The sequence below is a fragment of the Bradyrhizobium ganzhouense genome (genome assembly GCF_049949285.1).
Classification (GTDB): Bacteria; Pseudomonadota; Alphaproteobacteria; order Rhizobiales; family Xanthobacteraceae; genus Bradyrhizobium; species Bradyrhizobium ganzhouense.
In genome coordinates this window covers 8726808-8752889 of sequence record NZ_CP181318.1, presented here as the reverse complement: position 1 = coordinate 8752889, position 26082 = coordinate 8726808, and the positions used below count along the sequence as shown (strand labels likewise).

The window sequence follows — 26082 nt, the reverse complement described above, 5'->3', positions numbered from 1 at the left end:
GTGACAGCAAATTTTTACTTCTTGGCGGGGGGCGCCATCTTGCTGTCGGCGGGTTTCGCATCGGAAGGCTTGGCCGCGTCGGCCGGCTTGGCGTCCTTCGACGCGTCGGCTGCCGGCTGGTCCATCCGCTCGACCTTGGCTTCGGCGCGGAGCTTGGCGACGTAGTCGGCCTGGGCCTTGCGGGTGACGTACTGCTCGATCTGGGCCTTGACCTGGTCGAAATCCGGCGCCTTGCGGTTGCGCTTTTCCTCGACCTTGATGATGTGCCAGCCGAACTGCGACTTCACGGGGTCGGAGATCTTGCCCGGCTCCAGCGCGAACGCGACGGCCGAGAATTCGGGCACCATCTGTTCCTTGGTGAAGAAGCCGAGGTCACCGCCGTCGGCGGAGCCCGGATCCTTGGACTTCTTCTTGGCCAGCTCGGCGAAATCGGCGCCCTTGTCGAGCTCGGCCTTCACCGCCTTGGCCTCGTCCTCGGTCTCGACCAGGATGTGGCGGGCGCGCACTTCCTGCTCGCCGGTGATCTGCTTAGAGGCCTCCTCATAGACCTTCTTCATGGCGTCGTCGTTGGTCGCGGCCTTGCCTTCCTGGGCCAGCAGGCTGTCCATCAGCAGGCGGTTGCGGGCGAACGCCATCCGCTTCTTGAATTCCTCGCCGTCGGCGACCTTCTTGTCCTCGGCGGCCTTGGCCACGATCTTCATGTCGATCAGGAAGGACAGGACGTTCTCGTCCTTGGTCGCCGGATCCATCTGGGCGAGGCTCGGTCCGAGTTCCTCCTCGGCCATGGCGACGTCGCTCTTCTTGATCTCAACGCCGTTGACCTTCGCCAGGACCGGATCGTCGGCCGCCCGGAGCGGGCCGGCGACCGCCAGGGACAGCGCCAGGGCAAAGCAGCCAGCCAGGGCGGACGCGTGGCGGAAACGCAGTCCGGTGGTTACCGGGAACGAGGTGGTCATGCAAAATCCTTATGTTGAAGCAGGGGCTGCTTAAGCGGGGCGGACACTCGCCCAATTCAGGGGGGCTTGGCAACGCGAAAAGTCTGTCAAAATGATGAATTAGCCGCAATGCGCCCGCCGTTGACAAGGCCCTGACCGGGCCATATCTCTGCGCGGTCGCGACCATGGCGATGGCGTTTATTTTGCTGCGTTTTTGGCCGTTGAACCCAGACTAGCCCAATTCCCACCCATATGGCGGATGACCCCCCGCAGTCCGGGCTCTGACGCCAACAGGCGTCACGGTGAGTTGATAGGCAGACGGGTGACAACTTCTTGGCTGCAACGCGGTTAAATCGCGAACACAGGAACTAGGCATGATCGGCGCGCTCGCCCGCAAGTTTTTCGGCTCCGCCAACGACCGGCGGGTGAAGGGATATCAATCCCGCGTCAACGCGATCAACGCGCTGGAGCCCGAGGTCTCGAAACTCTCCGACGAGGCGCTCAAGGCCCGTACCGCCGAGTTCAAGAAGCAGCTTGCCGAGGGCAAGACGCTGGATGACCTGCTGGTGCCCGCCTTCGCCACCGTGCGCGAGGCCGCCAAGCGCACGCTCGGCCAGCGCCATTTCGACGTCCAGCTGATCGGCGGCATGGTGCTGCACGAGGGCGACATCGCCGAGATGAAGACCGGCGAAGGCAAGACGCTGGTCGCAACGCTCGCGGTCTACCTGAATGCGCTCGCCGGCAAGGGCGTCCACGTCGTCACCGTCAACGACTACCTCGCCCGCCGCGACTCCGGCTGGATGGGCCAGATCTACGGCTTCCTCGGCCTGACCACCGGCGTCATCGTCCACGGTCTCGACGATGCCGAGCGCAAGGCGGCCTATGCCTGCGACATCACCTACGGCACCAACAACGAATACGGCTTCGACTATCTGCGCGACAACATGAAGTACCGGCTCGAGGACATGGTCCAGCGGCCGCACTTCTACGCCATCGTCGACGAAGTCGACTCCATCCTGATCGACGAAGCGCGGACGCCGCTGATCATCTCCGGCCCGCTCGACGACCGTTCGGATTTCTACAACACCATCGACGGCTTCCTGCCCAAGCTCGACAAGAGCGACTACGACGTCGACGAGAAGCAGCGCACGGTGACGCTGACCGAAGCCGGCATGGAGAAGATCGAGCGGCTGCTGCGCGATGCCGGCCAGCTCAAGGGCGAGTCGCTCTACGACGTCGAGAACGTCTCCGTCGTGCATCACATCAACCAGGCCTTGCGCGCCCACACCCTCTTCACCCGCGACAAGGACTACATCGTCCGCGACGACGAGGTCGTGATCATCGACGAGTTCACCGGCCGCATGATGCAGGGCCGCCGCTATTCCGAAGGCCTGCACCAGGCGCTGGAAGCCAAGGAGCACGTTCAGGTCCAGCCCGAGAACCAGACGCTGGCCTCGATCACCTTCCAGAACTACTTCCGCATGTACGAGAAGCTCGCCGGCATGACCGGCACGGCGCTGACGGAAGCCGACGAACTGTTCGACATCTACAAGCTCGAGGTCGTGGAAATCCCGACCAATCTGGCGGTCGCCCGTCTGGACGAGGACGACGAGGTCTATCGCACCCAGAACGAGAAATACGCCGCGATCCTGGCCGAGATCGAGCGCGCCAATGCGCGGCTGCAGCCGGTGCTGGTTGGCACCGCCTCGATCGAGAAATCGGAAGTGATTGCCGAGTATCTCAAGAAGCACGGCTACCGGCAGATCGACTTCGGCAACGAGAACTCGATGCAGAAGCTGTACGCCGCGGCGCGCGCCAACAAGCCGGCCAAGCTGTTCGCGGTGCTGAACGCGCGCTTCCACGAGCAGGAAGCCTACATCGTCGCCGAGGCCGGCGTTCCCGGCGCGATCACGATCGCGACCAACATGGCCGGCCGCGGTACCGACATCAAGCTCGGCGGCTCGCTCGAAATGCGCATCCAGCAGGAGACCGCTGGCATCGAGGACGAGGCCGAGAAGGCCAAAAAGATCGAGCAGATCAAGGCCGACATCGAGCACTTCCGCGAGATCGTGCTGAAGGCCGAAGAGACCGTCGAGATCGAGCCGGCGAAGGGCAGCAAGCCGGCCAAGACCGTGAAGAAGCCGGGCGGCCTCTACATCATCGGCTCGGAGCGGCACGAATCCCGCCGCATCGACAACCAGCTGCGCGGCCGTTCCGGCCGTCAGGGCGACCCCGGCCGCTCAAAATTCTTCCTGTCGCTGGAAGACGATCTGATGCGCATCTTCGGCTCGGATCGCCTCGACAGCATGCTCCAGCGTCTCGGCCTGCAAGAGGGCGAGGCGATCATCCATCCCTGGATCAACAAGGCCCTAGAGAAGGCGCAGCAGAAGGTCGAAGCCCGCAACTTCGATATCCGCAAGAACCTGCTCAAGTTCGACAACGTCCAGAACGACCAGCGCAAGGTGATCTTCGACCAGCGCGTCGACCTGATGAAGGACGACAGCGTTGCCGAGACCGTCACCGACATGCGCCACGCCTTCATCGACGACCTCGTCGCCAAGCACGTGCCCGAGCATGCCTATGCCGAGCAGTGGGACGTCGCCGGGTTGAAGGAAGAACTCAAGCGCGTGCTCGATCTCGACCTGCCGGTCGCGGACTGGGCCAAGGAAGAGGGCATCGCCGACGAGGAGCTGCTCAAGCGCATCGAGACCCGCGCCGACGAGCACATGGCGGCCAAGGTCGGGCAATGGGGCCCCGACGTGATGCGTTACGTCGAGAAGACCATTCTGCTCCAGACGCTCGACCATCTCTGGCGCGAGCACCTGATCATGCTCGACCATCTGCGCCAGGTCATCGGCCTGCGCGGCTACGGCCAGCGCGATCCGTTGCAGGAGTACAAGACCGAGGCCTTCAACCTGTTCCAGGAGATGAGCGCGCATCTGCGCGAGGCCGTCACCGCGCAGCTGATGCGGGTCGAGATCGTCCCGCCGGAGCAGGAAGCTCCTGTGCTGCCGCAGATGGAAGCGCACAAGCTCAATCCGGACACGGGCGAAGACGAAATGGCGCTCGCCAGCGTCACGCTGGCCCCGCAGGCCACCGACGCCGCGCTGCGCGATCCCAAGAACCCGGCAAGCTGGGGCAAGATCGGCCGCAACGAGGACTGCCCCTGCGGCTCAGGCAAGAAGTACAAGCACTGCCACGGGCGGTACGCGTAACCGCTGGCTCTCTGTCATGCGTGTGAGGCGCGAAACGCGCGCCTCAACTTCCACTGTCGTCGCCCGGCTCGACCGGGCGACGCAGTACGCCGCGGCTTCTCGGTTCAATCAAGATCGTCTCTGGAATACTGGATCGTCCGATTGAATCGGGCGATGACAATTGTGCCTATGGTGCGCGGCTCTACCCACGTCGTCGTCCCGGCGAACGCCGGGACCCATACCGCGGAATCTATCGACGGTGCACAGTCGTCGTACCGCGCGAAACAGCGCAACGACCAGTCTTTGAAATAATAACGTCCTGTGGCTATGGGTCCCGGCGTTCGCCCGGGACGACAATCTTTGTTGGGCGGGCTTCGTCGCAACTCTCGCGATATGCGCCAACCCTCAATTCGAGCTGTCGATCAAGCTCTCCAGCAGCCGCTTCAGCTCGCTCGTCGACTTGTCGCCGTAGCTCTCCAAAATATGCTCTTCCTGGTCGACCGCGAGCGAGTTGAGCTTCCTGCACAGCACCTTGCCGCGGTCGGAGATGAACATCAGCACCTTGCGGCGGTCGTTCGGGTCCTGCACGCGATAGACCAGCGTGTCGGAGACCATGCGGTCGATCATCTTGGTCAGCGTCGGATGGTTGAGCAGCACGGCGTCGGCAAGCTCGCCCATCGAATGGCCGTCGCCGTCCGACAGCACTTTCAGGATGCGCCACTGCTCGACGGGAACCCCCTCCTTGCTCAACCGCAGTTCGAGCTGCCGGTTGATCTCCCGGTTGGCTTGCGCGAGCAGATAAGCGAGGTGTTCGGTGATTGGAGCGTTCGATTTTGCCACGGCTAAGACTTCGTCTTGACCCAAATGAGTGAATGTCTTGCAATCAATGCTGCTTCTATATGCACTTCAATTCTTGAATATTCAATATTTTCAAAATAGGATGATTGCACAACAAAAGGGCGGAAGCCGCGGCCGCCTGCTCAATGTGCTTTCAGGTCTGGTGCCAGACAGGAGTTGGCGTGCGCGCGACGGTAAACTTCCCGGCTCACGGCGGTCCGGCGTTGCCGCCGTCCTTGCTGTTCAGGAATCTGTCGTCATCGGCGGCCGATGGTGCGCTGTCGCCAAGCGATCATGCTTTTCTCAGGCGTCGTGGCGCGAACAAGCTGCGCGTCGGCGGCTTCATCTGCTGCACCGGTTCACCCGGGGTCTGGGGTCCCTGCGCGACCAATAGCGCGCAGCTCGCGGTCGCTGAGATCAACAAGCGCGGCGGCATTCTGGGCCGCGAGATCGAGTTGTCCATCTACGACGCCGGCGGTCCGCTTGATGAGGTCCTGAACCTCGCCGAGCAGGCGATCGCCTTCGACGAGATCGATCTCATCGTCGGCTTGCACACCAGCGCGGTCCGTGTCGGCTTGCGCGACGTCACCCGGCGGCATCGCATCCCCTACATCTACACGCCGGTCTATGAAGGCGGCGAGCGGACGCCGGGCGTGATGGCGATCGGCGAGACGCCGCGCTGGCAGAGCCGGCCGTCGATCCACTGGCTTGCCGATGTCAAGAAGGCGCAGCGCTGGTACCTGATCGGCAGTGATTACGTCTGGCCCTGGCAGTCGCACCGCGCCGTGAAGAACTACATCAGGGAAACCGGCGGCCACGTCGTCGGCGAGGAGTTCGTTCCCCTCGGCGAGGACAATCACGAGCCGCATCTGGCGCGCATCCGTGCCGCGAGACCCGACGTCGTGCTCATCTCGCTGATTGGCACTGACAGCAGCACCTTCAACCGTGCCTTCGGCGAATGCGGCTTGGGTGCCACCACGCTGCGGTTTGCGGGCGCCATGGACGACACCGTGCTGCTCGGCATCGGCGCCGACAACAGCGAGAACATGTTCTGCGCCTCCGGCTATTTCACCGGCACCGGCGCGCGCGCCAATGACGACTTCCAGAGCCACTATCGCGCCATGTTCGGACCCAATGCGCCGCCGATCGGCTCGGTCGGACAGTCCAGCTACGAAGGCCTGCGCTTTCTCGAGGCGGTCGCCAACAAGGCGGGCACATTGGCGATGGCGCCGATGCTCGCAGCCGGCCGCAACATCGTCTACAGCGGCGCCCGCGGTCCGGTCACCGTCCGCAACGGGCACGCTCGGATGCCGATGCATCTCGCCGAGGCCGACGGTCTCGACTTCAAGCTGATCAAGCCGATCTGAGACGCCAGCGGCAATCTGGACACGCGCAAACGCAAAATAATACTTGAAAAGGAAAATATTTCCGTTTTGAATGTTTCGGCGAGGCCGGTGGTGCCTGCGTCGTGCCCGGGCGGCCGCGCCCAACGTTCCAAGAGAGCGTTTCAAGAGACCGTTTCAAGAAACTTCAGGAGAGCGCCGTGACAGTTGTCCTTCCCACGCCAGCCCAACTTCGCAGCGTCGCCGAGCAGTGCGGCCTCGCACTGACCGACGACGATGTCGCCTCGTTCCGCGGCCTGATGCAAGGCTCGATCGATGCCTACAATCTCGTCGGCGCCATGCCGGACGAGGTGCCGGAGGTCAAATATCCGCGCACGCCGGGCTACCAGCCGTCGGCCGAAGAGAACCCGCGCAACGCCTGGTATCGCAAATCGACGGTCAAAGGCGCCGGCAGCGGCAAGCTCAAGGGCAAGACCGTCGCGCTGAAGGACAACATCATGCTGGCCGGCGTGCCCATGATGAACGGCTCGACCACGCTCGAAGGCTATGTTCCCGATTTCGACGCCACCGTCGTCACGCGCATCCTGGACGCCGGTGGGGAAATCCTCGGCAAGACACACTGCGAATCCTTCTGCATGTCCGGCGGCAGCCACACCAACGCGGTTGGGGCCGTCCATAATCCCTACAAGATGGGCTATTCGGCCGGCGGCTCCTCCTCGGGCAGCGGCGTCGTCGTTGCGCTCGGTGAAGTCGACATGGCGATGGGCGGCGACCAGGGCGGCTCGATCCGCATGCCATCCTCGTTCTGCGGCACCTACGGCATGAAGCCGACCTGGGGCCTCGTGCCCTATACCGGCATCATGCCGATCGAGATCTTCGTCGACCACACCGGCCCGATGACGGCGACCGTCGCCGACAACGCGCTGCTGCTCGAGGTGCTTGCCGGCGATGACGGCTACGATCCGCGCATCAAGGCGCCGAAGGTCGAGGAATACACCAAGGCGCTCGGCCAGGGCGTCAAGGGCTTGAAGATCGGCATCTTGAAGGAAGGTTTTGAGCAGGCAACTGCCGAGGCCGCCGTCAACGAAAGCGTGCGCGAGGCCGCCAAGCGCTTCAAGGATCTGGGTGCGACGGTCGAGACCGTTTCGATTCCGATGCACCTCGTCGGTCCCGCGATCTGGACCCCGATCGGCACGGAGGGCATGACGCAGACCATGATGTATGGCGACGGCTATGGCCTGTCCCGCGCCGACCTCTACTCGACCTCGCTGATGGATTTCCACCGCGGTTGGCGGCGGCAGGCAGACTCGCTGTCCGAGACCACAAAGCTGTTCCTGATGCTCGGCACCTACATCAACAACACCTTCGGCCCCCGCTATTACGGCAAGGCGCTCAACATCTCGCGGCGCCTGACCGCGGCCTATGACAAAGCCTTCAAGGACTACGATCTGCTCTTGCTGCCGACGACACCGATGAAGGCGACCAAGCTGCCGGAGCCCACCGCTAGCCGCGAGGACTACGTCGCCCGCGCGCTGGAGATGATCTCCAACACAGCGCCGTTCGACATCACCCATCATCCCGCGATGTCGCTGCCCTGCGGGATGGTCGACGGCCTGCCCGTCGGCCTGATGCTGGTCGGCCGCATGTTCGAGGAATCCACCATTTATCGCGCCGCGCACGCCTTTGAGCAGATCGGCGACTGGAAGAAGATGTGAGAGTGGAATTCATGCAGACGGACGGAAGACCAGAGCGTTTTCGAGCGAAGTGGATGCCGGCTCGCGTCAAGAAAACGCGTCAAAACAAGAATCTATCAAATGGCTAACGCGTTCGTCGCGGCGTTCGAGATCCTGAGCTTCGGCGCGATCATCGTCCTGATCGTGCTGGGGCTCGGCATCATCGCCAGCATGATGGGCATCTTCAACTTCGCGCAGGGCGAGTTCGTCCTGCTCGGGGCCTACATCACCTATCTCGCTTACGCCAAGGGCATGCCGATCTGGGCCGGCATGGTCGCCGCGCCCTTCCTTGTCGGTGCCCTCGGCTTCGTGCTGGAGGCGCTGATCATCCGCCGCTTCTATGCCGCGCCGATCGTCGCCATGCTCGGCACCTACGCGCTCGGCTTGATCATCCGTGAATCCGTGCGCGGCCTGATCGGCGGCTTCTATCTCACCGTACCCGAGCCGATCGGCGGATCGATCGACATCGGCACCATGCACATTTCGGCGTGGCGCTTCACCATCATCATCATCACGCTGCTGGTCATGGTGGGCTGCTATCTTCTGCTGTCGCGCACGAATTTTGGTCTGCGGATGCGCGCCACGCTGGAGAACCCGTCGCTGGCGCGCGCGTCGGGCATTTCGACGCCTTTGATGTACGGCGCCACGTTCGCCTTTGGATCGGCACTTGCCGGCCTTGCCGGCGCGCTGATCGTGCCGGTGTTCAGCCTTTATGCCGATCTCGGCATCCGCTTCCTGATCCAGGGCTTTGTTGCGGTCATGGTCGGCGGTGTCGGGTCCTTCATCGGTCCGGTCGCCGGCGCCGGCGTGATCGGCACGCTCAGCGCCGCGCTGCCCTGGGTCATGGCGCCTGTGGTCGCCGATGTCCTCGTCTTCGTTCTCGCCATTGCCTTCATCAAATTCCGGCCGCAGGGCCTCATCGCTGGAAAAGGGGTTTAGTCTTATGTTCGATCGTCAACTCTCACGCCGCCGCTTTATGTCCAATTTCGCCTTCGCGTCGGGTGCGGTCGCGACCGGCGTCGGCAGCTGGGTGATCCCGGCGCCATGGGCCAATGCGGCCGAAGCCCCGATCAAGGTCGGCATCGCGACCGATCTCACCGGCCCGATTGCGTATGCCGGCAATGCCGACGCCAACGTCGCAAAGATGGTGATCAAGGAGATCAACGCGGGCGGTGGCCTGCTCGGCCGTCCGCTCGAGCTCTACATCGAGGATACCGCCTCGAACGAATCGGTTGCCGTCGGCAACGTCCGAAAGCTGATCCAGCGCGACAAGGTCGACATGGTGCTGGGCGGCATCACCTCGTCGATGCGCAACGCGATCAAGGACCCGATCGTGGCGCGCGGCAAGACGCTCTACATCTATCCGCAGCTCTACGAAGGCAAGGAGTGCACGCCCTACCTGTTCTGCACCGGTCCGACGCCGGCGCAGCAGTGCGACGAGTTCATCCCCTGGCTGATCAAGAACGGCGGCAAGAAGTTCGCGCTGCCGAGCGCCAATTATGTCTGGCCGCACACGCTCAACGTCTATGCCCGCAAGGTGATCGAAGCCAACGGCGGCGAGGTCGTGTTCGAAGAGTATTACCCGCTCGACCAGGTCGACTTCTCCGCGACCGTCAACCGCATCATCTCCAACAAGGTCGACGTCGTCTTCAACACCGTCATTCCGCCCGGCGTCGGCCCGTTCTTCAAGCAGCTCTATGAAGCGGGCTTCCTCAAGAACGGCGGCCGTCTGGCCTGCGTCTACTACGACGAGAACACGCTCAACATCAACCAGGCCGCTGAGATCGAGGGCCTCGCGAGCTGCCTCGACTATTTCAAGGTGCTGACCAAGGAGAACCCGTTCGACGCAAAAATCCAGGCGGCCTACGAGAAGGACTTTCCGGGCAATTTCCTGTTCGCCGCCGGCAGTGCTGCGACCGGCACCTATCGCGGCCTCAAGCTGTGGGAAGCGGCCGTCAAGGAGGCGGGCAAGGTCGACCGTGACTCGGTTGCGGCCGCGCTCGATCACGCCAAGATCGCGGAAGGGCCGGGCGGACCGGCCGAGATGGTGCCGGGCAAGCGTCACTGCAAGATGAAGATGTACACCGCCGTCGCCAAGGCCGGTAACTACGAGATCGTCGGACGCAGCGACGGTCTCGTCGATCCCAAGGAATGCTAAGGTCAAATGCCGAAGTCGATGGGCGCAGTGAAACGGGCGATCCCCGCCGAGATCGGCGGGGAGACGGACGTCGCAATGGGTACTAGCGGGACGGCGGTGCAAGCCGCCGCGGGACGAAAGATTCTGCCGATCGTGGAGGGCGTGGTGCTCGTCGCCGCGCTCGTCGCGCCGCTGGTGCTGCAGGATTACCTCACGGTGTTCGCAACGCGCGTAATCATCCTCGCGCTGTTCGCATTGTCGTTCGATCTGGTCTGGGGCTACGCCGGCATCATGAGCTTTGGCCAGGCCCTGTTCTTCGGCTCGGCCGGCTATGGCGTCGCGCTGCTCGCGCGTGATCTCGATATCACTAACATCTTCCTGGTGTTGCCGGCGGGAACGATCATCGGTCTCATCTTTTCGCTTTTGCTTGGCGGCTTCCTGCTGCTGGGCCGACATCCCTCCAGCGTGATCTTCGTGTCGCTCGGCACGCTCACCGGCTCCTACGCCGCCGATCGCCTCGCGCGCGGCTGGTATTATCTCGGCGGCCAGAACGGCATCCCCTCGATTTCATCGATGACGCTCGGTGGCTACGAATTCTTGGAAGGGCCCGCGTTCTACTACCTTGTCCTCGGCATCCTCATCGTCGTTTACCTGCTCTGCCGCTTCCTGGTGCGCTCGCAGTTTGGCCTCGCGCTGGCCGGCCTGCGCGAGAACGAGCAGCGCATCGCCTTCTTCGGCTACAAGGCGCAGCATCTGAAAGCGATCATCTTTGCGATCGGCGGCGCCATCGCTGGGCTCGCTGGGAGCCTTTATGCCTTCCACGAAGGCTTTGTGTGGCCCAACATGGTCGGCGTTGTGGTTTCGACGCAGGTGGTGCTCTACGTGCTGTTCGGCGGCTCGGGCACGCTGATCGGCGCTGTCATCGGCACCGTCATCGTCGAGGGCGTCAGCTTCTGGCTGTCGGACAATTATCGCGACATCTGGCCGATCATCTTGGGATTGTTGCTGTTGCTCGTGATCCTGTTCCGGCCGCTCGGCCTGATCAGTTTTGTCCTCGGCGAGCGTGAGCGTGTCGGCAGCTTCGGGGCCAAGGCCAAGGAAGGCGTCAAGGAGAAGCACAATGCTCCTTGAAGCTGCGGGCATCTCAAAAATATTCGGCAAGCTTACCGCGCTCGATGGCGCAGCACTCACCGTCGGCGAGAACGAGTTTCACGGCCTGATCGGCCCCAACGGCTCGGGCAAGAGCACGCTGATGAAATGCATCGCCGGCGCCGAGGTCCCGACGCAGGGCAAGGTGAGCTTCGTCAACACCGACATCACCGCCTTCACGCCGACCGAGCGGGCGCGCGCCGGCATGAGCCTGAAATTCCAGATCACCAGCGTGCTGCCGTCGCTGACGCTGTACGACAATATCCTGCTCGCGCTGCAGGCGCAGTCCTCGCTGCTCGACCTCGTGTTCTCCCGCACCAGGAGCGCGCTGCACGATCAGGTCATGACCATGCTGACGCAATTCCGTCTCGCCGACCGCGCCTTCGATGCGGCGGCGGCGCTGTCGCACGGCCAGCAGCAATGGCTGGAGATCGCGATGGCGCTCGCGGGCAAGCCAAAACTCCTTTTGCTGGACGAGCCGACCGGCGGCATGAGCCTGGAGGAGCGCCGCGTCACCGGCGAATTGCTGCAGCCGATCAAGCAGCATTGCTCGCTCGTCATCGTCGAGCACGACCTCGATTTCATCCGCGACATCTGCGATCGGCTCACCGTGCTCGACCAGGGCAAGGTGCTGGCGTCGGGCACCGTGTCCGAGATCCAGGCCAACAAATCCGTCCAGGAGATCTATCTGCGCCGTGCCTGAATTTTTGGACATCAAGCATCTCGACGCCGGTTATGGCCGCAGCCAGGTCCTGTTCGACGTCAATCTCGGCATCCCCTGGCGCGGCGGCGTCGCGGTGCTCGGGCGCAATGGCGCGGGCAAGACCACGCTGATGAAGACCATCGTCGGCGAATTGCCGGCATGGAAGGGCGAGGTCGGCTTCGATGGCCGCGACATCAGCCGCCGGCGGCCGGAGGAGCGCGTCCGCGCCGGCATCGGCTATGTGCCGCAAGAGCATTCGGTGTTCGCGCGCCTGTCGGTGCGCGACAATCTCGCGGTCGGCTCGCTCTTCAACAAGGATGCCACCGCGGTCGACCGCGTGCTGGCCATCTTCCCGAAACTCGGCCAGCGCCTCGACCAACCCGCCGGCACGCTCTCCGGCGGCGAGCGCAAGATGCTCGCCATCGGCCGCGCCATGCTCGGCGATCCAAAATTGCTGCTGCTGGACGAGCCGACCGAAGGCGTCTGGATCGGCGTGATCGAGGAGATCACCGAGCGCTTGATCGAGCTTGCCAAGGAGATCGCCGTCATCATTGTCGAGCAGCACCTCGACCTCGCGCTCCGCGTCGCCGATTATGCCTACGTGCTGGATCGCGGAAGAGTCGCGCTGCAAGGCGCGGCGGGCGAGGTGAGGGGCAATCCGGAGCTGATGCGGTACCTGGCGCCGTAAGAACTGAGCGCGGTACGCTGCCGCGCCTACTTCACCGCGCCAAACCGGCTGTCGAACGAGTTCGACGACACCACCGGCGCGGCGCCGGCGAACTGCGCGCCGTCAGTCGCACCATCGCTCACCGATGGCTTCAGCGCGGGCCGCGTTGCTGCGACCTTGGTCTCGGCGGGCTTTGCGGCAACCGCCGGGGCGTCCTTCGACTTATCGTGGCCGGGCACGAAGCGGGTCACTGCCGCTTTCAGCTTCGAGGCCGTGCTCGGTGCTGCCGGCGCGGGGGCCACCGATGCGGTCGCTTGCGGCGGTGGCGTGGTCGCCGTCGTGTCGGCGGCGCCAAGGCCCATCTTGCGGCCGAGGTTGGAGAAGAAGCCGCCGGATTTGTCGGCCGAGGCGACGCGGGTGTTGGTCGCGGGTGCGGCGACTGCAACGACCGGCTCTTCCTGCGGCGCGGCTGCGGCCGGCTCCAGATTCGGCTTCGGCGGGTTGACGGTGCCGGGGATCGTGCCCGGCGCCTTCGACATCGCCAGCATCTGCAACGTATTGCCTTCGGCGCTTTCCGACAGGCCGGTCGAGCCTTCGGGAATCTTGGAGGCAAAGATCTTGTTCATGCCGCCGTCGATGCCAGTGTTCATGCGCGCCACCGGCGTGCCCTTGGCGACGAGCTTGTTGTACTCGGCCTCGTCGCGCTGCTCTTTCTCGCGCACCGCGCTGGCGATGTCCTCGGGGATCACATAGGCCGGGCACTTGGCGGAGGCGTCGAACACGGGATCGCGCTTGGCGTCTGGTGCCTTCGCAGCGTCAAACACGTATTTCTTCTCGCAGAAGTCGACCTTCGGCTCCTGCCGCGTCACCTCGAAATGATCATAGCCTTCCTTGATCATCTTCCAGAAGGCCATGTTCGGATTGTTGCGGTGCTTGGCCATGTTCACCGGCGTCATCCGAAACGGATACGCCTGGAACTGGAACGCCTTCTGGCCGCCGAAGAAGGACTCGCGCCCGAGCGAATAGATCTCCGCGATCTGCTCGTCTGTCATCGCGTAGCAGCCGCGCGACGAGCAATCGCCATGCACCATCAGCTGCGAGCCGGTGCGGCCGAGCGCCTTGTCGAATGCGTTGGGGAAGCCGGTGTTGAACGAGAGGTAATAGGCCGACTGCGGATTCATCTGGCTCGGATTGATCGAGTAGAATCCTTCCGGCGCCTGGCGATCGCCTTCGCGCACCTTCGGACCGAGGTCGCCCGACCAGCGGCAGATCGGATAGGTCTTGAGCAGCGCGAACTGGCCGGAGCGGGTCTGCTTCCAGATCTCGAGCTCGGCCTCCGACTTGAACAGGCGGATCAGGATCGGCGATTGCAGATCCATGTCCTTCTCGCCCATCGCGGCGACGAGCTTTGGCGAAACCGGCTGGTTGGCCTTGGCGTTGGTCGCGAGCGAGACCTGGTCGGTGTCGCAGCCGGCCAGCAGAATGCTGGCGGCAAGCGCGACCGAAGCCAAAAGCGCACGGGCAAGCGAACGAGAATTCAAGATGGACCCCACAACGTGCCGGGCAAGCAGCGCGAACCCCGATCTTTGGAGCATGGCCTGACCGGATCTCCGGACTTGATTCAGACCAAGCCCCAGCGCTTATGCCCTGAAGCCATTGATTAAAATTCTAACCTCCGCGCCTGATGGTCGCAACCCGACCGGGGATCACGAGCCCGTTGGCGAGGCGGTGTGGTCAACAGAGACTTAAACTGGGCCGTAACTTGGGACGATTTTGGGCTTTGCAGCCAAACCGCCACTGAGATCGCCGATTTGGGCAAAAGAAGGGTTAATGCGGGGTTACCGGGGCGCTCCGGAGAGGTCTCTCGTGCCCCGGACGCGGCGCAGCGCGAAGCGGTGCTCCGCAGAGCCGGGGCCCAGGAAGGAGCTGGGTCCCGGCTCTGCGGGCGTCACTTCGTGCCGCACCGCGTCCGGGACACGGGAAGCAACCCGAATCAGCCCAGTTTCCGGCCGATATCGAGGAATTTCTGCCGGCGCTGCTTGCGGATGGCGTCGCCGTCGAGGCCGCGCAGCTCGTCGAAGGCCTTCGCGATGGCGTCGCCCGTGGTGGCGATCATGGCGGCGGCGTCGCGATGGGCGCCGCCGACCGGCTCCTTCAGAATGCTGTCGATCACCCCGAAGCGCAGCATGTCCTGGGCGGTGATTTTCATGTTGTTGGCGGCTTCCTGCGCCTTGCTGCCGTCGCGCCAGAGGATGGAGGAGGCGGCTTCCGGCGAGATCACGCTGTAGATCGCGTGCTCCAGCATCAGCACCTTGTTGGCGGTGGTGATCGCAATCGCGCCGCCCGACATGCCCTCGCCGGTGATGATGGCAACGTTCGGCACGGTCAGCGCCATGCAGGCATCGGTCGAGCGCGCGATCGCCTCAGCTTGTCCCCGCTCCTCGGCGCCGATGCCGGGATAGGCGCCGGCGGAATCGGCGAGCGACAGCACCGGCAGGCCGAACCGCTCGGCCATCTCCATCAGCCGCACGCATTTGCGGTAGCCCTCGGGGCGCGCCATGCCGAAATTGTGCTTGATGCGGCTCTCGGTGGAATCGCCCTTTTCCTGGCCCATCACGCAGATGGCCTCGCCGCGGAAGCGGCCGAAGCCCGCGACCAGCGCCTCGTCCTCGCCGAATTTGCGGTCGCCGGCCAGCGGGGTGAATTCCGTGATCAGGCCCTTGATGAAATCGTTGAAATGCGGCCGCTGCGGATGCCGCGCGACCAGCGTCTTCTGCCACGGCGTCAGGTTCTGATAGAGGTCGGCCAGCGCCTGCGCCGCCTTGTCCTCGATCCGTCCGATCTCCTCGGCGATGTCGGTGCCGGAGGCCGCTAACGTCCTGAGCTCGTCGACCTTGGAGTCGAGCTCGGCGACCGGCTTTTCGAAGTCGAGATAGCTGCGCATCTGGTCTGGCATCAACTCAGTATAGGGGGACGGGGCGGAGAGGCGAAGCGAGGTTGGCTTCAGTCAAAGAAGTGTAGCTTCTTCAAAGGCTTGACCTGTGCGCTCCCAGAAGCGCACCAAATCACGAATGAGGCCACGGCTCTTTCTGCGGAGATGTGGCCGAAGTCAAGGCGGTTTCGGCTGCCGCCGCGCGGCTGGGGCTACTTCTCCGCCAGCGGATGCAGGTCGCGCACCAGGCTCTTCAGACGCTCCTCGACCACGTGGGTGTAGATCTGGGTCGTCGAGATGTCGGTGTGGCCGAGCAGGGTCTGCACGATGCGCAAGTCGGCGCCGTTGTGCAGGAGGTGGCTGGCGAACGCATGCCGTAGCACGTGCGGGGAGACCAGGCGTGCCTGCAGCCCCGAGGCGACCGCGAGCTCCTTGAGGTCGCGGGCAAAATGCTGCCGCGTCAGATGCCCGCTCTCGCCGAACGAGGGGAACAGCCATTTCGAGGCGGCGAGGCTGTTCTTCTTGTCGGCTTTCGCCGCCTCCGTCGCGCCGAGATAATCCGCCATCGCCTGCCGCGAGGCCTCGTTGAGCGGCACCAGGCGTTCCTTGTCGCCCTTGCCGCGCACCACGATCATGCGGGCGTCGCGCTTTGCGGCCGTGCGCGGCAGCGCCACCAGCTCGGAGACGCGCAGGCCTGTCGCGTAGAGCACCTCCAGCAGGCAATAGAATCGCAAGCTCCGCAGCCGCTGTGACGGCGAGGCGTCCGCCGCCTCGCTCATCTCCTTGGCGCGGCGAAGCATGCGGTCGACATCGGCGATCGAGAGCACCTTCGGCAGGCCGCGGCCGCGCTTGGGGCCGGACAGGATCGCCGCGGGATCTTCGCTGCGGATGCGCTCGTTCAGGAGAAAGCGGAACAGGTGCCGCATCGCCGACAGCCGCCGCGCGACACTGGAGGATTTGAAGCCGCGCGCATCGAGGTCGCCAAGATAGTCGCGCAGCGTTTGCGTCTCCGCGTCCACAAAGCTGTGGCCGACGCGGCCGAGAAACTCGGAGAAATCGGTGAGGTCGCGGCGATAGGCATCGAGCGTGTTGGGGCCGGCGCCCTGTTCCGCGGCGAGCATGTCGAGGAACAGGCCGGTGAGCTTGGCGTCGGAGGGTTCGCTGGCGGAGGATTTGCGCATGCCCCGGAGGCTAGCTGCTATTTCTTGAGAAATTTATCCGGCGGGATCGTCACCGTCATTTCCCGCGGCTTCGGATTGACGAAGTTGGCCAGCACGAACACCACGCCATAGGCGATGCCGGCGAGCACGGCGACGACCGTCAGGAAGCGGAACAGGCTGGGCATCGGCAAGGTCTCGGCGAGGGTCGCGAACAGGCAAATTAACCAATGAAATCATCCAACATGTTCGCCGTTTCGTGGCAAGAGTCCTCTGGCGAGGGCCCCGACGGGGTCGTATAGGTGGCCGTGATGCCGCCTTTGGCGGCAGATTGAGCGAGATCCAGAGCAAGATCCAATGTCCGACGCCGCGTTGCCAGCACAAGCGAGCCCTGAGGCCGACATCCTGTCGGCGCTGGGCGCGCGTTCGATCGTGCTGGTCGGCATGATGGGCGTCGGCAAGTCGACCATCGGCCGCCGCATGGCGGCGCGGCTCAAGCTGCCCTTCGTCGACGCCGACACCGAGATCGAGGCGGCGGCCGGCATGACGATACCGGAGATTTTCGAGCGCCATGGCGAACCGCATTTCCGCGACGGCGAGGCGCGGGTGATTGCGCGCCTGCTGGACGGCGGGCCGGTGGTGCTGGCGACCGGCGGCGGCGCCTTCATGCGCGAGGAGACGCGGAGCCGCATCGCAGCCAGGGCGATCTCGATCTGGCTCAGGGCCGACCACGACGTCATCATGCGCCGTGTGCGCCGCCGCGCCGACCGGCCTTTGCTGCAGACCCCCGATCCCGAAGGCACTGTGACGCGCCTGCTCACCGAGCGCGAGCCGGTCTATGGCAAAGCCGACCTCACGATTGCCTCGCGCGATGTGCCGCACGACAGGATCGTCGATGAGACGATCGAGACGCTGCATGCGCATCTCTGCGGCCAACCACCAGCCGACCTCGCGAGTGCCGTTCGATGACTGCGCCCATGAAACATTCCGATCCCGTCAACGTCGACGTCGCGCTGGAAAATCGCGCCTACAACATCGTCATCGGCCGCGGCGTGCTGTCCTCGCTCGGCGAACGGGTTGCCGCCTTGCGCCCCGGCGTGCGCACCGCAATCGTCACCGACCGCACCGTTGCAAAATACTGGCTCGAGCCGGCTGAAGCCTCGCTCGCCGCCGCCGGCATTCCGACCTCGCGCGTCGTCGTCGAGGAAGGCGAGATTTCAAAAACCTATGCGGGGCTGGAAAAGGTCAGCGAGGCCCTGATCGCGGCAAAGATCGAGCGCAACGATCTCGTCATCGCGCTCGGTGGCGGCGTGGTCGGTGATCTCGCCGGCTTTGCCGCCGCGATCCTGCGCCGTGGCGTCGATTTCGTGCAGGTCCCCACCTCGCTGCTGGCGCAGGTCGATTCCTCGGTTGGCGGCAAGACCGGCATCAACTCGCCGCAGGGCAAGAATTTGCTCGGCGCCTTCCACCAGCCGGTGCTGGTGATTGCCGACACGGCCGTGCTCGACACGCTCTCGCCGCGGCAGTTCCGCGCCGGCTATGCCGAGGTCGCCAAATACGGCGTGCTCGGCGACGAGGCGTTCTTCACCTGGCTGGAGAAGAACCACGCGGACATCTTCAAGGGCGGCTCGGCCCGCGAGCACGCCATCGCCACCTCCTGCCGCGCCAAGGCGGGTGTCGTCTCGCGCGACGAGCGTGAGACCGGCGAGCGCGCGCTGCTCAATCTTGGCCACACTTTTGGCCACGCGCTGGAAGCTGCGACCGGCTTCTCGGATCGTCTGTTCCACGGCGAGGGCGTTTCGATCGGCATGACGCTGGCGGCGCAGTTTTCCGCAAAGCTCGGCATGATTGGCGAGTCTGATGCGGCCCGCATCGAGCGCCATCTCATCGAAGCGGGACTTCCGACGCGTTTGCAGGACATTGCAGGTTTTGCGCAGGAAGGCCTCGCCGATGCCGACGCGCTGATGGCCTTGATGGCGCAGGACAAGAAGGTCAAGCGCGGCAAGCTCACCTTCATCCTGCTGGAGGCCGTGGGGCGCGCCGTCATCGCCAAGGATGTCGAGCCGGCGCCGGTGCGCGATTTCCTGAAGGACAAGCTCGCCCTCAAGGCGTGAGACGCGACTGAACGGCGCTAAAACTAGAAACCAGAGTGGTTCATGGACTGGCTCGGCTTCACCATCGTCATTCTCTGCCTGCTCGTGTCCGGTTTCTTCGCCGCGAGCGAGACCGCGCTGACCGGCGCCTCGCGCGCCAGCATGCTGCGGCTGTCCAAGCAGGGTAATCGCGACGCCGACGTGGTCTCGCAACTGCTCGACATGCGCGAGCGCCTGATCGGCGCGCTGCTGCTCGGCAACAACATCGCCAATATCAGCGCTTCGGCACTGGCGACCTCCATCTTCACCGCCTGGTTCGGCGATGTCGGCGTGCTCTATGCCACCGGCGTGATGACGGCGCTGGTCGTGATTTTCGCGGAAGTGCTGCCCAAGACCATCGCCATCAATGCGCCGGACCGGATGGCGCTCGCGGTCGCGCGCCCGATGCGGCTGACCATGTACGTGCTTGGGCCGCTGCTGCGCGTGGTCGAAGTCATCGTCCGCGTGCTGATGCGCCTGTTCGGCTTGGCCCGCGAGCACCAGGCGATCCTGTCGCCGACCGAGCGCCTGCGCGGTGCGGTCGATCTCCTGCACCATGAGGGCAAGGTCGAGAAGCAGGACCGCGACATGCTCGGCGGCCTGCTTGATTTGCGTGAGCTCCAGGTTTCCGACGTCATGATCCATCGCACCGAGATGATGATGATCAACGCCGATCTGCCGCCGGAGGATCTGGTGCGTGAGGTGCTGGCGACCGAATACACCCGTATCCCGCTGTGGCGCGAGAAGCCGGAAAACATCATCGGCGTGCTCCACGCCAAGGATCTCTTGCGCGCGATCCGCGCCGCCGACGGCGACACCTCGCGCATCGACGTTTCCACCATCGCGCTGCCGCCCTGGTTCGTGCCGGAGATGCGCCCGGTGTCGGAGCAGCTGAAGGCGTTCCGGCGTCGGAAAACCCATTTCGCGCTCGTCGTCGACGAGTACGGCGAAGTTGAAGGTCTCGTGACGTTGGAAGACATTCTGGAGGAGATCGTCGGTGACATCTCCGACGAGCACGACGTCGTGGTCGCCGGCGTGCGCGCCCAGCCGGATGGCTCCGTCGTGGTCGACGGCTCCGTGCCGATCCGTGACCTCAACCGCGCCATGGACTGGCGCCTGCCCGATGGCGAGGCAACCACGGTTGCCGGCCTCGTCATTCACGAGGCGCGCTCGATCCCCGACCGCGGCCAGAGCTTTACGTTCCACGGCTTCCGCTTCCGCGTGCTTCGCCGCGAACGCAACCGCATCACCGCGCTCCGTATTTCACCGGTCCCGCGCGATGCGGACATGGAAGAGGCGAGGCCGAAGCGAGCAGGGACGTCGTTTTGACGCAGCAGCTTTAGGCTCTGAAGCTTCCACATCGTCATGGCCGGGCTTGACCCGGCCATCCACGTCTTGCTGGCTGCGCTAAGAACGTGGATGCCCGGGACAAGCCCGGGCATGACGACCGAGGGAGAATGCGAGATTCACCCTTCCCCCGGCGCCTGCGCGTGGATCGCTAGCGCATGCACGCTGCCCGAAAGTTCCGCAGCCAGCGCCGCATTTATCATGCGATGGCGGTCGACCCGGCTCTTCCCTTTGAACGCCTGAGACACGATATAAACACGAAAGTGCGTCTCGCCGCTCGGCCGATGGCCCGCGTGGCCCTCATGCAAATGTGACTCGTCGACGACTTGCAGGCTTTCAGGCGTGAAAGCTTCCTGCAACTTGTTGCTGATAATGTCTTTGGTAGCCATGTTTGCCATTAAGGTACGCGATCGCGCTCCGTCAACGCCGATAGGCCGACTTGGCGGCCGTTCTTGAGCGACAGGCCGCCTTGGCGGCCGTTCTTGAGAACGGGTTTTGTCCTAATTGCAATGTCAAGACTTGAAGGTTTTTGCATTGCGTAGTCAAAGTTGGTCATGCCGATCGATTCATCAAAGTTCTTCGACTCCATCCGGGTCAAGCCGCGAGGCAAGCAGCCGGAGGTGAAGCCGCGCGACACCGTGGTCAATTGCGAATGGACCGGGTGCCAGAACAAGGGTGCGCATCGCGCACCTAAGGGCCGCGAGAACTCGCGCGAGTACTGGCACTTCTGTCTGAACCACGTGCGTGAGTACAACCAGAACTACAATTTCTTCTCCGGCATGAATGCCGACGCAGTCGCGCGCTATCAGAAGGATGCGCTGACCGGCCATCGTCCGACCTGGAAGATGGGCGCCAATGGCGGCGTCAAGAAGGGTGCGGAAGCCGAGATCGACGGCGCGTTCGATCCCTTCAGCATGTTCTCCGAGATCAACGGCCGCGCCAACTGGCGTAAGGGCCCGGACGCGGCCCCCAAGGCCGAGACGCGCAAGGTGATGAACGCCGAGCGCAAGGCGCTCCAGGTGATGGGTCTCGGCCCCGACTCCACGCTCGCCGACGTCAAGACCAAGTACAAGGCGCTGGTGAAGCAGCACCACCCCGACGCCAATGGCGGCGACCGCTCGACCGAGGATCGCCTGATCGAGATCATCAAGGCGTATAATTATCTGAAGACCGTGGTGCGGGAGGCGTAAGGCCTCTCGTTGGTCCGTAGCCCGGATGGAGCGCAAGCGTAATCCGGGACTTTCTCCCACAACGACGCAACTTTCCCGGATTGCGCTCCGCTCCATCCGGGCTACGCATTCCCTACACCTCCGGCATCGCCCCCACATATGATGAGCTCGGCCGGATCAACCGTCCTGTCCGCTGCTGCTCGCGCGCATGCGCGGTCCATCCGGCTGCGCGCGCCACCGCGAAGATCGGTGTGAACGCCTGCCTTGGGATCGCCAAGGCATCGAGCAGGATCGCGGTGAAGAATTCCACATTGGTCTCCAGCGGCCGCTCCGGATTCTTCTTGCGCAGAGCTGCGCGGATATAGGCCTCGACCTCGCCGGCAAACGGCAGGTCGGTGCCGTTGGACGCCAGCGCCTCGACTGCGGTCTTCAGCACGTCCGCGCGCGGATCGCGCACCCGATAGACGCGGTGGCCAAAGCCCATCATCCGCTCGCCGCGCGCCAGCGCCGCATCCACCCAGGGCTGGATCCGTTCGCGCGAGCCGATCGCATCGAGCATTTCCAGCACCGGCTCCGGTGCGCCGCCATGCAGCGGGCCGGTGAGCGCGCAATAGCCGGCGGTGACGGCGGCGAACAGATCGGCTTGTGTCGAGGCCACCACGCGCGCGGTGAAGGTCGAGGCGTTCATGCCATGGTCGCTGGCGGTAACGAGATAGGCATCTAACGCAGTGACCTCCCGGGCTGCTGGCGCGCGCCCAAGCAGCATGCGCAACGTATCGGCGGCATGGCTCATGGTCGGATCGGGCGCGATCGGGTCGAGCCCCTTGGCGCGCCGGACCAGTGCGCCCGCAATCACCGGAAACGCGCCGACGATCGTTGCCTCGTGCTCCAGCCCGTGCTCGGCACGCAGGCCCGCGACCGCTGCACGAAACCCGTCGACGATGCCCATGCCTTGCGTCGCCGGCAGCAGGTCGGAGAGCCGCGCGAAGGCACGTTCGCGCGCCGCGCCCAGGCTCGACCGGACATTGGCTTCGGTGAGGGTGGTCTTGCTGGCGCCGTTCCAGAGCCGGGCGGTGACGCCCTCGAAGCTCGATTTGGCGGCGAGGCGGCCGACATGCTCGCCGGCGATGATCAGCTCGCCGCGCTCGCCGTCGACATGGCTCAACACGGTCTCGGCGGCGGGAACGCCGTCCAGCCCGATCTGGCTTTTGGTGAGGTGGATGTTCATGGCCCAAATCTCCTTTGCACTGCACCAGGAGAAAATCAGGTCTCTCGACAGATTGATCAATCTTGATTACATCAATCAATATGAAAAATTCGGAAGGTCTCTATCTCTCCGCCCGGGAAGCCGCGGCCGAGCTCGCGATCTCGCCGGCGACTCTCTACGCCTATGTCAGCCGCGGCCTGATCCGCTCCGAGCCGACGCCGGATTCGCGCAAGAACCGCTACCGCGCCGAGGACGTCCGCGCCCTGAAGGAGCGCCGGGTGCCGTCGCCGGAGCCGCGCGGCCTGCGCAGCTTCGATGCCGATCTGCCTGTGATGGACACGGAGATCTCGACCATCACCGAGGAGGGCGCGATCTACCGCGGCGTCAACTGCATCGATCTCGCCGAGAGCGACACGCTGGAGCACACCGCAACGCTGCTCTGGGACGTCTCCGACGTCGATCCGTTCGCGCCGGACAATCAGCCTGCGATGTCCGACGAGATGCGTGCGATTGCGGAAGCCGCGCGCCGGGCAGCTCCGATCGATCGCGCCATCGCGGTGCTCGCACTCGCGGCCAGCGCGGATTCGCGCGCTTTCACCCGTGCGCCCGATGGCCGCGCGATGGTCGGCGCGCGCATCGTCCGCCTGCTGGTCGCGACCATGCTCAATGCCGAGTCGTCACCCGAGCCGCTGCATCAGCAGATCGCGCGTATCTGGGCTCCCGAGAACAAGCATGCGCCCGATCTCATCCGCCGCGCACTGGTGCTGCTGGCCGATCACGAGCTGAACGCCTCGACTTTCACCGCGCGCTGCGCGGCGTCGACCGGGCTCAATCTCTACGACGCCGTCATCGCCGGCCTTGCCGCGCTGAAAGGCCCAAAACATGGCGGCGCCGGCGTGCTGGCCTCGCAGCTCGTCAAGACGCTGGTCGACCGCGACGTCGAACCGATGGTGCGCGAGCGCGTTGCGCTCGGCGAGCGTTTTCCGGGCTTCGGCCACGGCGTCTACAAGCGCGGCGATCCCCGCGCGCAATCGCTGCTGAACGCCTTGGCGCGCGCCGGCGCGCCACGCAAATTCACCCGCGAGGTGCCTGAGCGGATCGCGGAGGCGACCGGCGAGTTCGTCAACATCGATTATGTGCTCGCCGTGCTGGTGCACGCGCTGCGCCTGCCGGGAGGCAGCGAGCTCGCTCTTTTCGCCATGGCCCGCAGCGTCGGCTGGATCGCACATGCGAGCGAGCAATTGCAGTTCGGCAAGCTGATCCGGCCGCGGGCAAGATATGTGGGACCGGCGCCGGGAAGGAGGACTGTCGTCGCCGGGACGACGTCTAAGCCGGCGGCTTAGCCTCAGCCATGCCACCGCCATTCCGCCGACGATAGACCCAAATCGTCACGCCCAGCACGATCGCCACGGCCACCACGCTCAAAATCCAGATGTGCTTGCCGATATGCCCATGGTGCACCCCGAAATATTGGTGGAAGGCCGATACCGCGAGCACGCCCGGCAGCACATGGGCCGGCGCCCAGACCAGGATTGCGGGGATGTTCACCGCGTAGAACCTTGCCGGCGCCATGCCGAGTGCGCCGGCCGTCACGGGCACGAAGGCGCGGATCGGCGGCACGAAGCGGGCGAAGAACACCGCCCAGGTGCCGAAGCGGTGGAAGAAGGTCTCGCTTTCCTCGACCACGCGCGGATAATTGGTCAGCGGCCAGGTGTTGAGGATTTCGCGCTGCTGCCGGTGCCCGAGCCAGTAGGCCGAGCCGTCGCCCAGCACGGCGCCAACGGCGGCCGCGAGCAGGACCCATTGCAGTTTCAGGTCGCCGCCGGGAACCAGGGCGCTCAGCGCCAGGATGATGGTCGAGCCGGGGATCACCGACCCCACCACCGGGACGGCTTCGAGAAGCGCCGCCAGGAACAGGGTCAGATAAGCCAGCCACGCATGGACTGAGACGAAGGATATCAGGGGATCAAGGAAAGAAGTCACGACGTCTCTGTAGCGGGCTGGGGCATTCGGGTTCAGACCCTTACACAAGTAGTGAGAGGTGGTGAAAGTGCCATTCGGCCGGGCAGGGCGCCTATCCGGGGCGAAATTTGGGCGAGATTTGCAGGGCAGCCTTCCAAAAATCGCGTTCCTTACCTATCTAAATGAAAAGACAACGGAACTTTGATTGGCGCGCGGGCTTCTGCCAGCTCGTTGTCTCTGATAGGTTCGCAGTCGCACCCAGCCGCAGCCAACGTGCAAATAACTGGTCTCGGGACCGCCCGGGGCCTCGGAGGATTGATGACGACCGCCGCCCTGTCCAAAGTTGAGGAAGTTTCCGGTTTGCCCGACATGAAGGTGTCGGTGCGCCAGGTGTTCGGGATCGACAGCGATCTCGAAGTGCCAGCCTATTCCGAAGTCGATCCTCACGTTCCTGAAGTCGATTCCGACTACCGTTTCGACCGTGCCACCACGCTTGCCATTCTCGCTGGCTTTGCCCGCAACCGCCGCGTGATGGTGACCGGTTATCACGGTACGGGTAAATCCACCCATATCGAGCAGGTTGCCGCCCGCCTGAACTGGCCCTGCGTGCGCGTCAACCTCGATAGCCACATCAGCCGTATCGACCTCGTCGGCAAGGACTCCATCGTCGTCCGCGACGGCAAGCAGGTCACCGAATTCCGTGACGGCATTTTGCCCTGGGCGCTCCAGAACAACGTCGCGCTGGTGTTCGACGAATACGACGCTGGCCGCCCGGACGTGATGTTCGTGATCCAGCGCGTGCTGGAAGTCTCCGGCCGCCTGACGCTGCTCGACCAGAACAAGGTGATCAAGCCGCATCCGGCGTTCCGCATGTTTTCGACCGCCAATACGGTCGGTCTCGGCGACACCTCGGGCCTCTATCACGGCACCCAGCAGATCAACCAGGGCCAGATGGACCGCTGGTCGATCGTCACCACGCTCAACTACCTCAGCCACGACGAGGAAGTGGAGATCGTGCTGGCGAAGGCCAAGCACTATCGCACCCAGGAAGGCCGCGACATCGTCAACAAGATGGTTCGCCTCGCCGATCTCACCCGTAACGCGTTCGCCAACGGCGATCTGTCGACGGTGATGAGCCCGCGCACGGTGATCACCTGGGCCGAGAACGCCGACATCTTCGGCGATATCGGCTTTGCGTTCCGCGTCACCTTCCTCAACAAGTGCGACGAGCTCGAGCGTCCGCTGGTTGCCGAGTTCTACCAGCGCTGCTTCAACGCGGAGCTGCCGGAATCGGCAGTCAACGTGGCGCTCAGCTGATCTCTCGCGGGATGTCGTCCCGGCCTGGTGCGCAATTGCGCACATGGAGCCGGGACCCATACCGCGTGATGTCTCGATTGAAGCGACGCCGATAATTTCCCTGACCGACTACGGCCGGTGGTTATGGGTCCCGGCCTTCGCCGGGACGACGGATAGGGCGA

Annotated in this window: 24 protein-coding genes; 14 read left to right on the top strand and 10 right to left on the bottom strand. The window is 64.2% G+C overall.

What is annotated here, in order from left to right:
* Window positions 1–14: 14 nt before the first annotated feature.
* Window positions 15–956, bottom strand: a complete 942-nt coding sequence (locus ACLFLU_RS40750; protein ID WP_426410251.1) for a peptidylprolyl isomerase — start codon at window positions 954–956, stop codon at window positions 15–17.
* Window positions 957–1309: 353 nt separating this feature from the next.
* Here ACLFLU_RS40750 and secA point away from each other — a divergent pair, with 353 nt between their 5' ends.
* Window positions 1310–4150, top strand: coding sequence for a preprotein translocase subunit SecA (secA, locus tag ACLFLU_RS40745; protein WP_426410250.1), 2841 nt, complete (start codon window positions 1310–1312; stop codon window positions 4148–4150).
* A gap of 384 nt (window positions 4151–4534) precedes the next feature.
* On the opposite strand, the gene ACLFLU_RS40740 is transcribed toward secA, so the two are convergent.
* Window positions 4535–4969 (bottom strand): MarR family winged helix-turn-helix transcriptional regulator, encoded by a 435-nt coding sequence (locus tag ACLFLU_RS40740; RefSeq protein ID WP_234684745.1) that lies wholly within the window; start codon window positions 4967–4969, stop codon window positions 4535–4537.
* 179 nt (window positions 4970–5148) lie between these two features.
* Between ACLFLU_RS40740 and ACLFLU_RS40735 the strand changes: the two genes are divergently transcribed.
* From ACLFLU_RS40735 to ACLFLU_RS40705, 7 genes are all read left to right on the top strand, one after another.
* The gene (locus ACLFLU_RS40735; protein ID WP_426410249.1) at window positions 5149–6333 is read left to right on the top strand and encodes a substrate-binding domain-containing protein; all 1185 of its coding nucleotides are present in this window, start codon (window positions 5149–5151) and stop codon (window positions 6331–6333) included.
* Between the two features lie 176 nt (window positions 6334–6509).
* Window positions 6510–8024 (top strand): amidase, encoded by a 1515-nt coding sequence (locus tag ACLFLU_RS40730; RefSeq protein WP_426410248.1) that lies wholly within the window; start codon window positions 6510–6512, stop codon window positions 8022–8024.
* A gap of 99 nt (window positions 8025–8123) precedes the next feature.
* A complete protein-coding gene (locus tag ACLFLU_RS40725) occupies window positions 8124–8981 on the top strand; it encodes a branched-chain amino acid ABC transporter permease (RefSeq protein WP_426410247.1) in 858 nt (285 codons plus the stop codon).
* Window positions 8982–8985: 4 nt separating this feature from the next.
* A complete protein-coding gene (locus tag ACLFLU_RS40720) occupies window positions 8986–10200 on the top strand; it encodes a substrate-binding protein (RefSeq protein ID WP_426410246.1) in 1215 nt (404 codons plus the stop codon).
* 6 nt (window positions 10201–10206) lie between these two features.
* Entirely contained in the window at window positions 10207–11310 is a 1104-nt protein-coding gene (locus ACLFLU_RS40715) for a branched-chain amino acid ABC transporter permease (RefSeq protein ID WP_426410245.1), read from the top strand.
* On the top strand, window positions 11300–12031 hold the full coding sequence (locus tag ACLFLU_RS40710; protein WP_426410244.1) for an ABC transporter ATP-binding protein: 732 nt from the start codon (window positions 11300–11302) through the stop codon (window positions 12029–12031). Before ACLFLU_RS40715 ends, ACLFLU_RS40710 begins: the two co-directional genes overlap by 11 nt.
* Entirely contained in the window at window positions 12024–12719 is a 696-nt protein-coding gene (locus ACLFLU_RS40705; RefSeq protein ID WP_426410243.1) for an ABC transporter ATP-binding protein, read from the top strand. The genes ACLFLU_RS40710 and ACLFLU_RS40705 overlap by 8 nt, the downstream gene beginning before the upstream one ends.
* A gap of 26 nt (window positions 12720–12745) precedes the next feature.
* Here ACLFLU_RS40705 and ACLFLU_RS40700 read toward each other — a convergent pair whose 3' ends face one another.
* The 4 genes from ACLFLU_RS40700 to ACLFLU_RS40685 all read right to left on the bottom strand — a co-directional run bounded on the left by ACLFLU_RS40700 (window position 12746) and on the right by ACLFLU_RS40685 (window position 16975).
* Entirely contained in the window at window positions 12746–14239 is a 1494-nt protein-coding gene (locus tag ACLFLU_RS40700; RefSeq protein WP_426410242.1) for a L,D-transpeptidase family protein, read from the bottom strand.
* A 452-nt stretch (window positions 14240–14691) separates the two neighbouring features.
* Entirely contained in the window at window positions 14692–15654 is a 963-nt protein-coding gene (locus tag ACLFLU_RS40695) for an acetyl-CoA carboxylase carboxyltransferase subunit alpha (RefSeq protein WP_426410241.1), read from the bottom strand.
* A gap of 188 nt (window positions 15655–15842) precedes the next feature.
* Window positions 15843–16811: a site-specific tyrosine recombinase XerD gene (gene xerD / locus ACLFLU_RS40690; protein ID WP_426410240.1), complete on the bottom strand. Its 969-nt coding sequence runs from the start codon at window positions 16809–16811 to the stop codon at window positions 15843–15845.
* A gap of 17 nt (window positions 16812–16828) precedes the next feature.
* Window positions 16829–16975 carry a histidine kinase gene (locus ACLFLU_RS40685; protein WP_426410239.1) on the bottom strand — a complete coding sequence of 49 codons (147 nt, stop codon included), beginning with the start codon at window positions 16973–16975 and terminating at the stop codon, window positions 16829–16831.
* A 169-nt stretch (window positions 16976–17144) separates the two neighbouring features.
* Between ACLFLU_RS40685 and ACLFLU_RS40680 the strand changes: the two genes are divergently transcribed.
* From ACLFLU_RS40680 to ACLFLU_RS40670, 3 genes are read left to right on the top strand one after another with little or no spacing between them, the layout of a single operon-like run.
* Window positions 17145–17756, top strand: a complete 612-nt coding sequence (locus ACLFLU_RS40680; protein ID WP_426410238.1) for a shikimate kinase — start codon at window positions 17145–17147, stop codon at window positions 17754–17756.
* Complete coding sequence (gene aroB / locus ACLFLU_RS40675; protein ID WP_426410237.1) at window positions 17753–18901, top strand: 3-dehydroquinate synthase; 1149 nt, start codon at window positions 17753–17755, stop codon at window positions 18899–18901. The genes ACLFLU_RS40680 and aroB overlap by 4 nt, the downstream gene beginning before the upstream one ends.
* 42 nt (window positions 18902–18943) lie before the next feature.
* Window positions 18944–20248 carry an HlyC/CorC family transporter gene (locus ACLFLU_RS40670; protein WP_426410236.1) on the top strand — a complete coding sequence of 435 codons (1305 nt, stop codon included), beginning with the start codon at window positions 18944–18946 and terminating at the stop codon, window positions 20246–20248.
* 137 nt (window positions 20249–20385) lie between these two features.
* Here ACLFLU_RS40670 and ACLFLU_RS40665 read toward each other — a convergent pair whose 3' ends face one another.
* Both ACLFLU_RS40665 and ACLFLU_RS40660 read right to left on the bottom strand, forming a co-directional pair.
* Window positions 20386–20655 (bottom strand): BolA family protein, encoded by a 270-nt coding sequence (locus ACLFLU_RS40665; protein ID WP_426410235.1) that lies wholly within the window; start codon window positions 20653–20655, stop codon window positions 20386–20388.
* An 8-nt stretch (window positions 20656–20663) separates the two neighbouring features.
* Window positions 20664–20822 (bottom strand): hypothetical protein, encoded by a 159-nt coding sequence (locus ACLFLU_RS40660; RefSeq protein WP_426410234.1) that lies wholly within the window; start codon window positions 20820–20822, stop codon window positions 20664–20666.
* Between ACLFLU_RS40660 and ACLFLU_RS40655 the strand changes: the two genes are divergently transcribed.
* Window positions 20821–21456, top strand: a complete 636-nt coding sequence (locus ACLFLU_RS40655; protein WP_426410233.1) for a J domain-containing protein — start codon at window positions 20821–20823, stop codon at window positions 21454–21456. The genes ACLFLU_RS40660 and ACLFLU_RS40655 overlap by 2 nt on opposite strands.
* A gap of 112 nt (window positions 21457–21568) precedes the next feature.
* Here ACLFLU_RS40655 and ACLFLU_RS40650 read toward each other — a convergent pair whose 3' ends face one another.
* Window positions 21569–22663, bottom strand: a complete 1095-nt coding sequence (locus ACLFLU_RS40650; RefSeq protein ID WP_426410232.1) for a citrate synthase/methylcitrate synthase — start codon at window positions 22661–22663, stop codon at window positions 21569–21571.
* 80 nt (window positions 22664–22743) lie between these two features.
* Between ACLFLU_RS40650 and ACLFLU_RS40645 the strand changes: the two genes are divergently transcribed.
* Window positions 22744–23985, top strand: coding sequence for a citrate/2-methylcitrate synthase (locus tag ACLFLU_RS40645; RefSeq protein WP_426410231.1), 1242 nt, complete (start codon window positions 22744–22746; stop codon window positions 23983–23985).
* Here the strand turns inward: ACLFLU_RS40645 and ACLFLU_RS40640 are convergent.
* Window positions 23969–24625 carry a DedA family protein gene (locus ACLFLU_RS40640; RefSeq protein ID WP_426410230.1) on the bottom strand — a complete coding sequence of 219 codons (657 nt, stop codon included), beginning with the start codon at window positions 24623–24625 and terminating at the stop codon, window positions 23969–23971. The genes ACLFLU_RS40645 and ACLFLU_RS40640 overlap by 17 nt on opposite strands.
* Window positions 24626–24922: 297 nt before the next feature.
* Between ACLFLU_RS40640 and cobS the strand changes: the two genes are divergently transcribed.
* The gene (cobS, locus tag ACLFLU_RS40635) at window positions 24923–25921 is read left to right on the top strand and encodes a cobaltochelatase subunit CobS (RefSeq protein WP_091966104.1); all 999 of its coding nucleotides are present in this window, start codon (window positions 24923–24925) and stop codon (window positions 25919–25921) included.
* Window positions 25922–26082 lie beyond the last annotated feature (161 nt).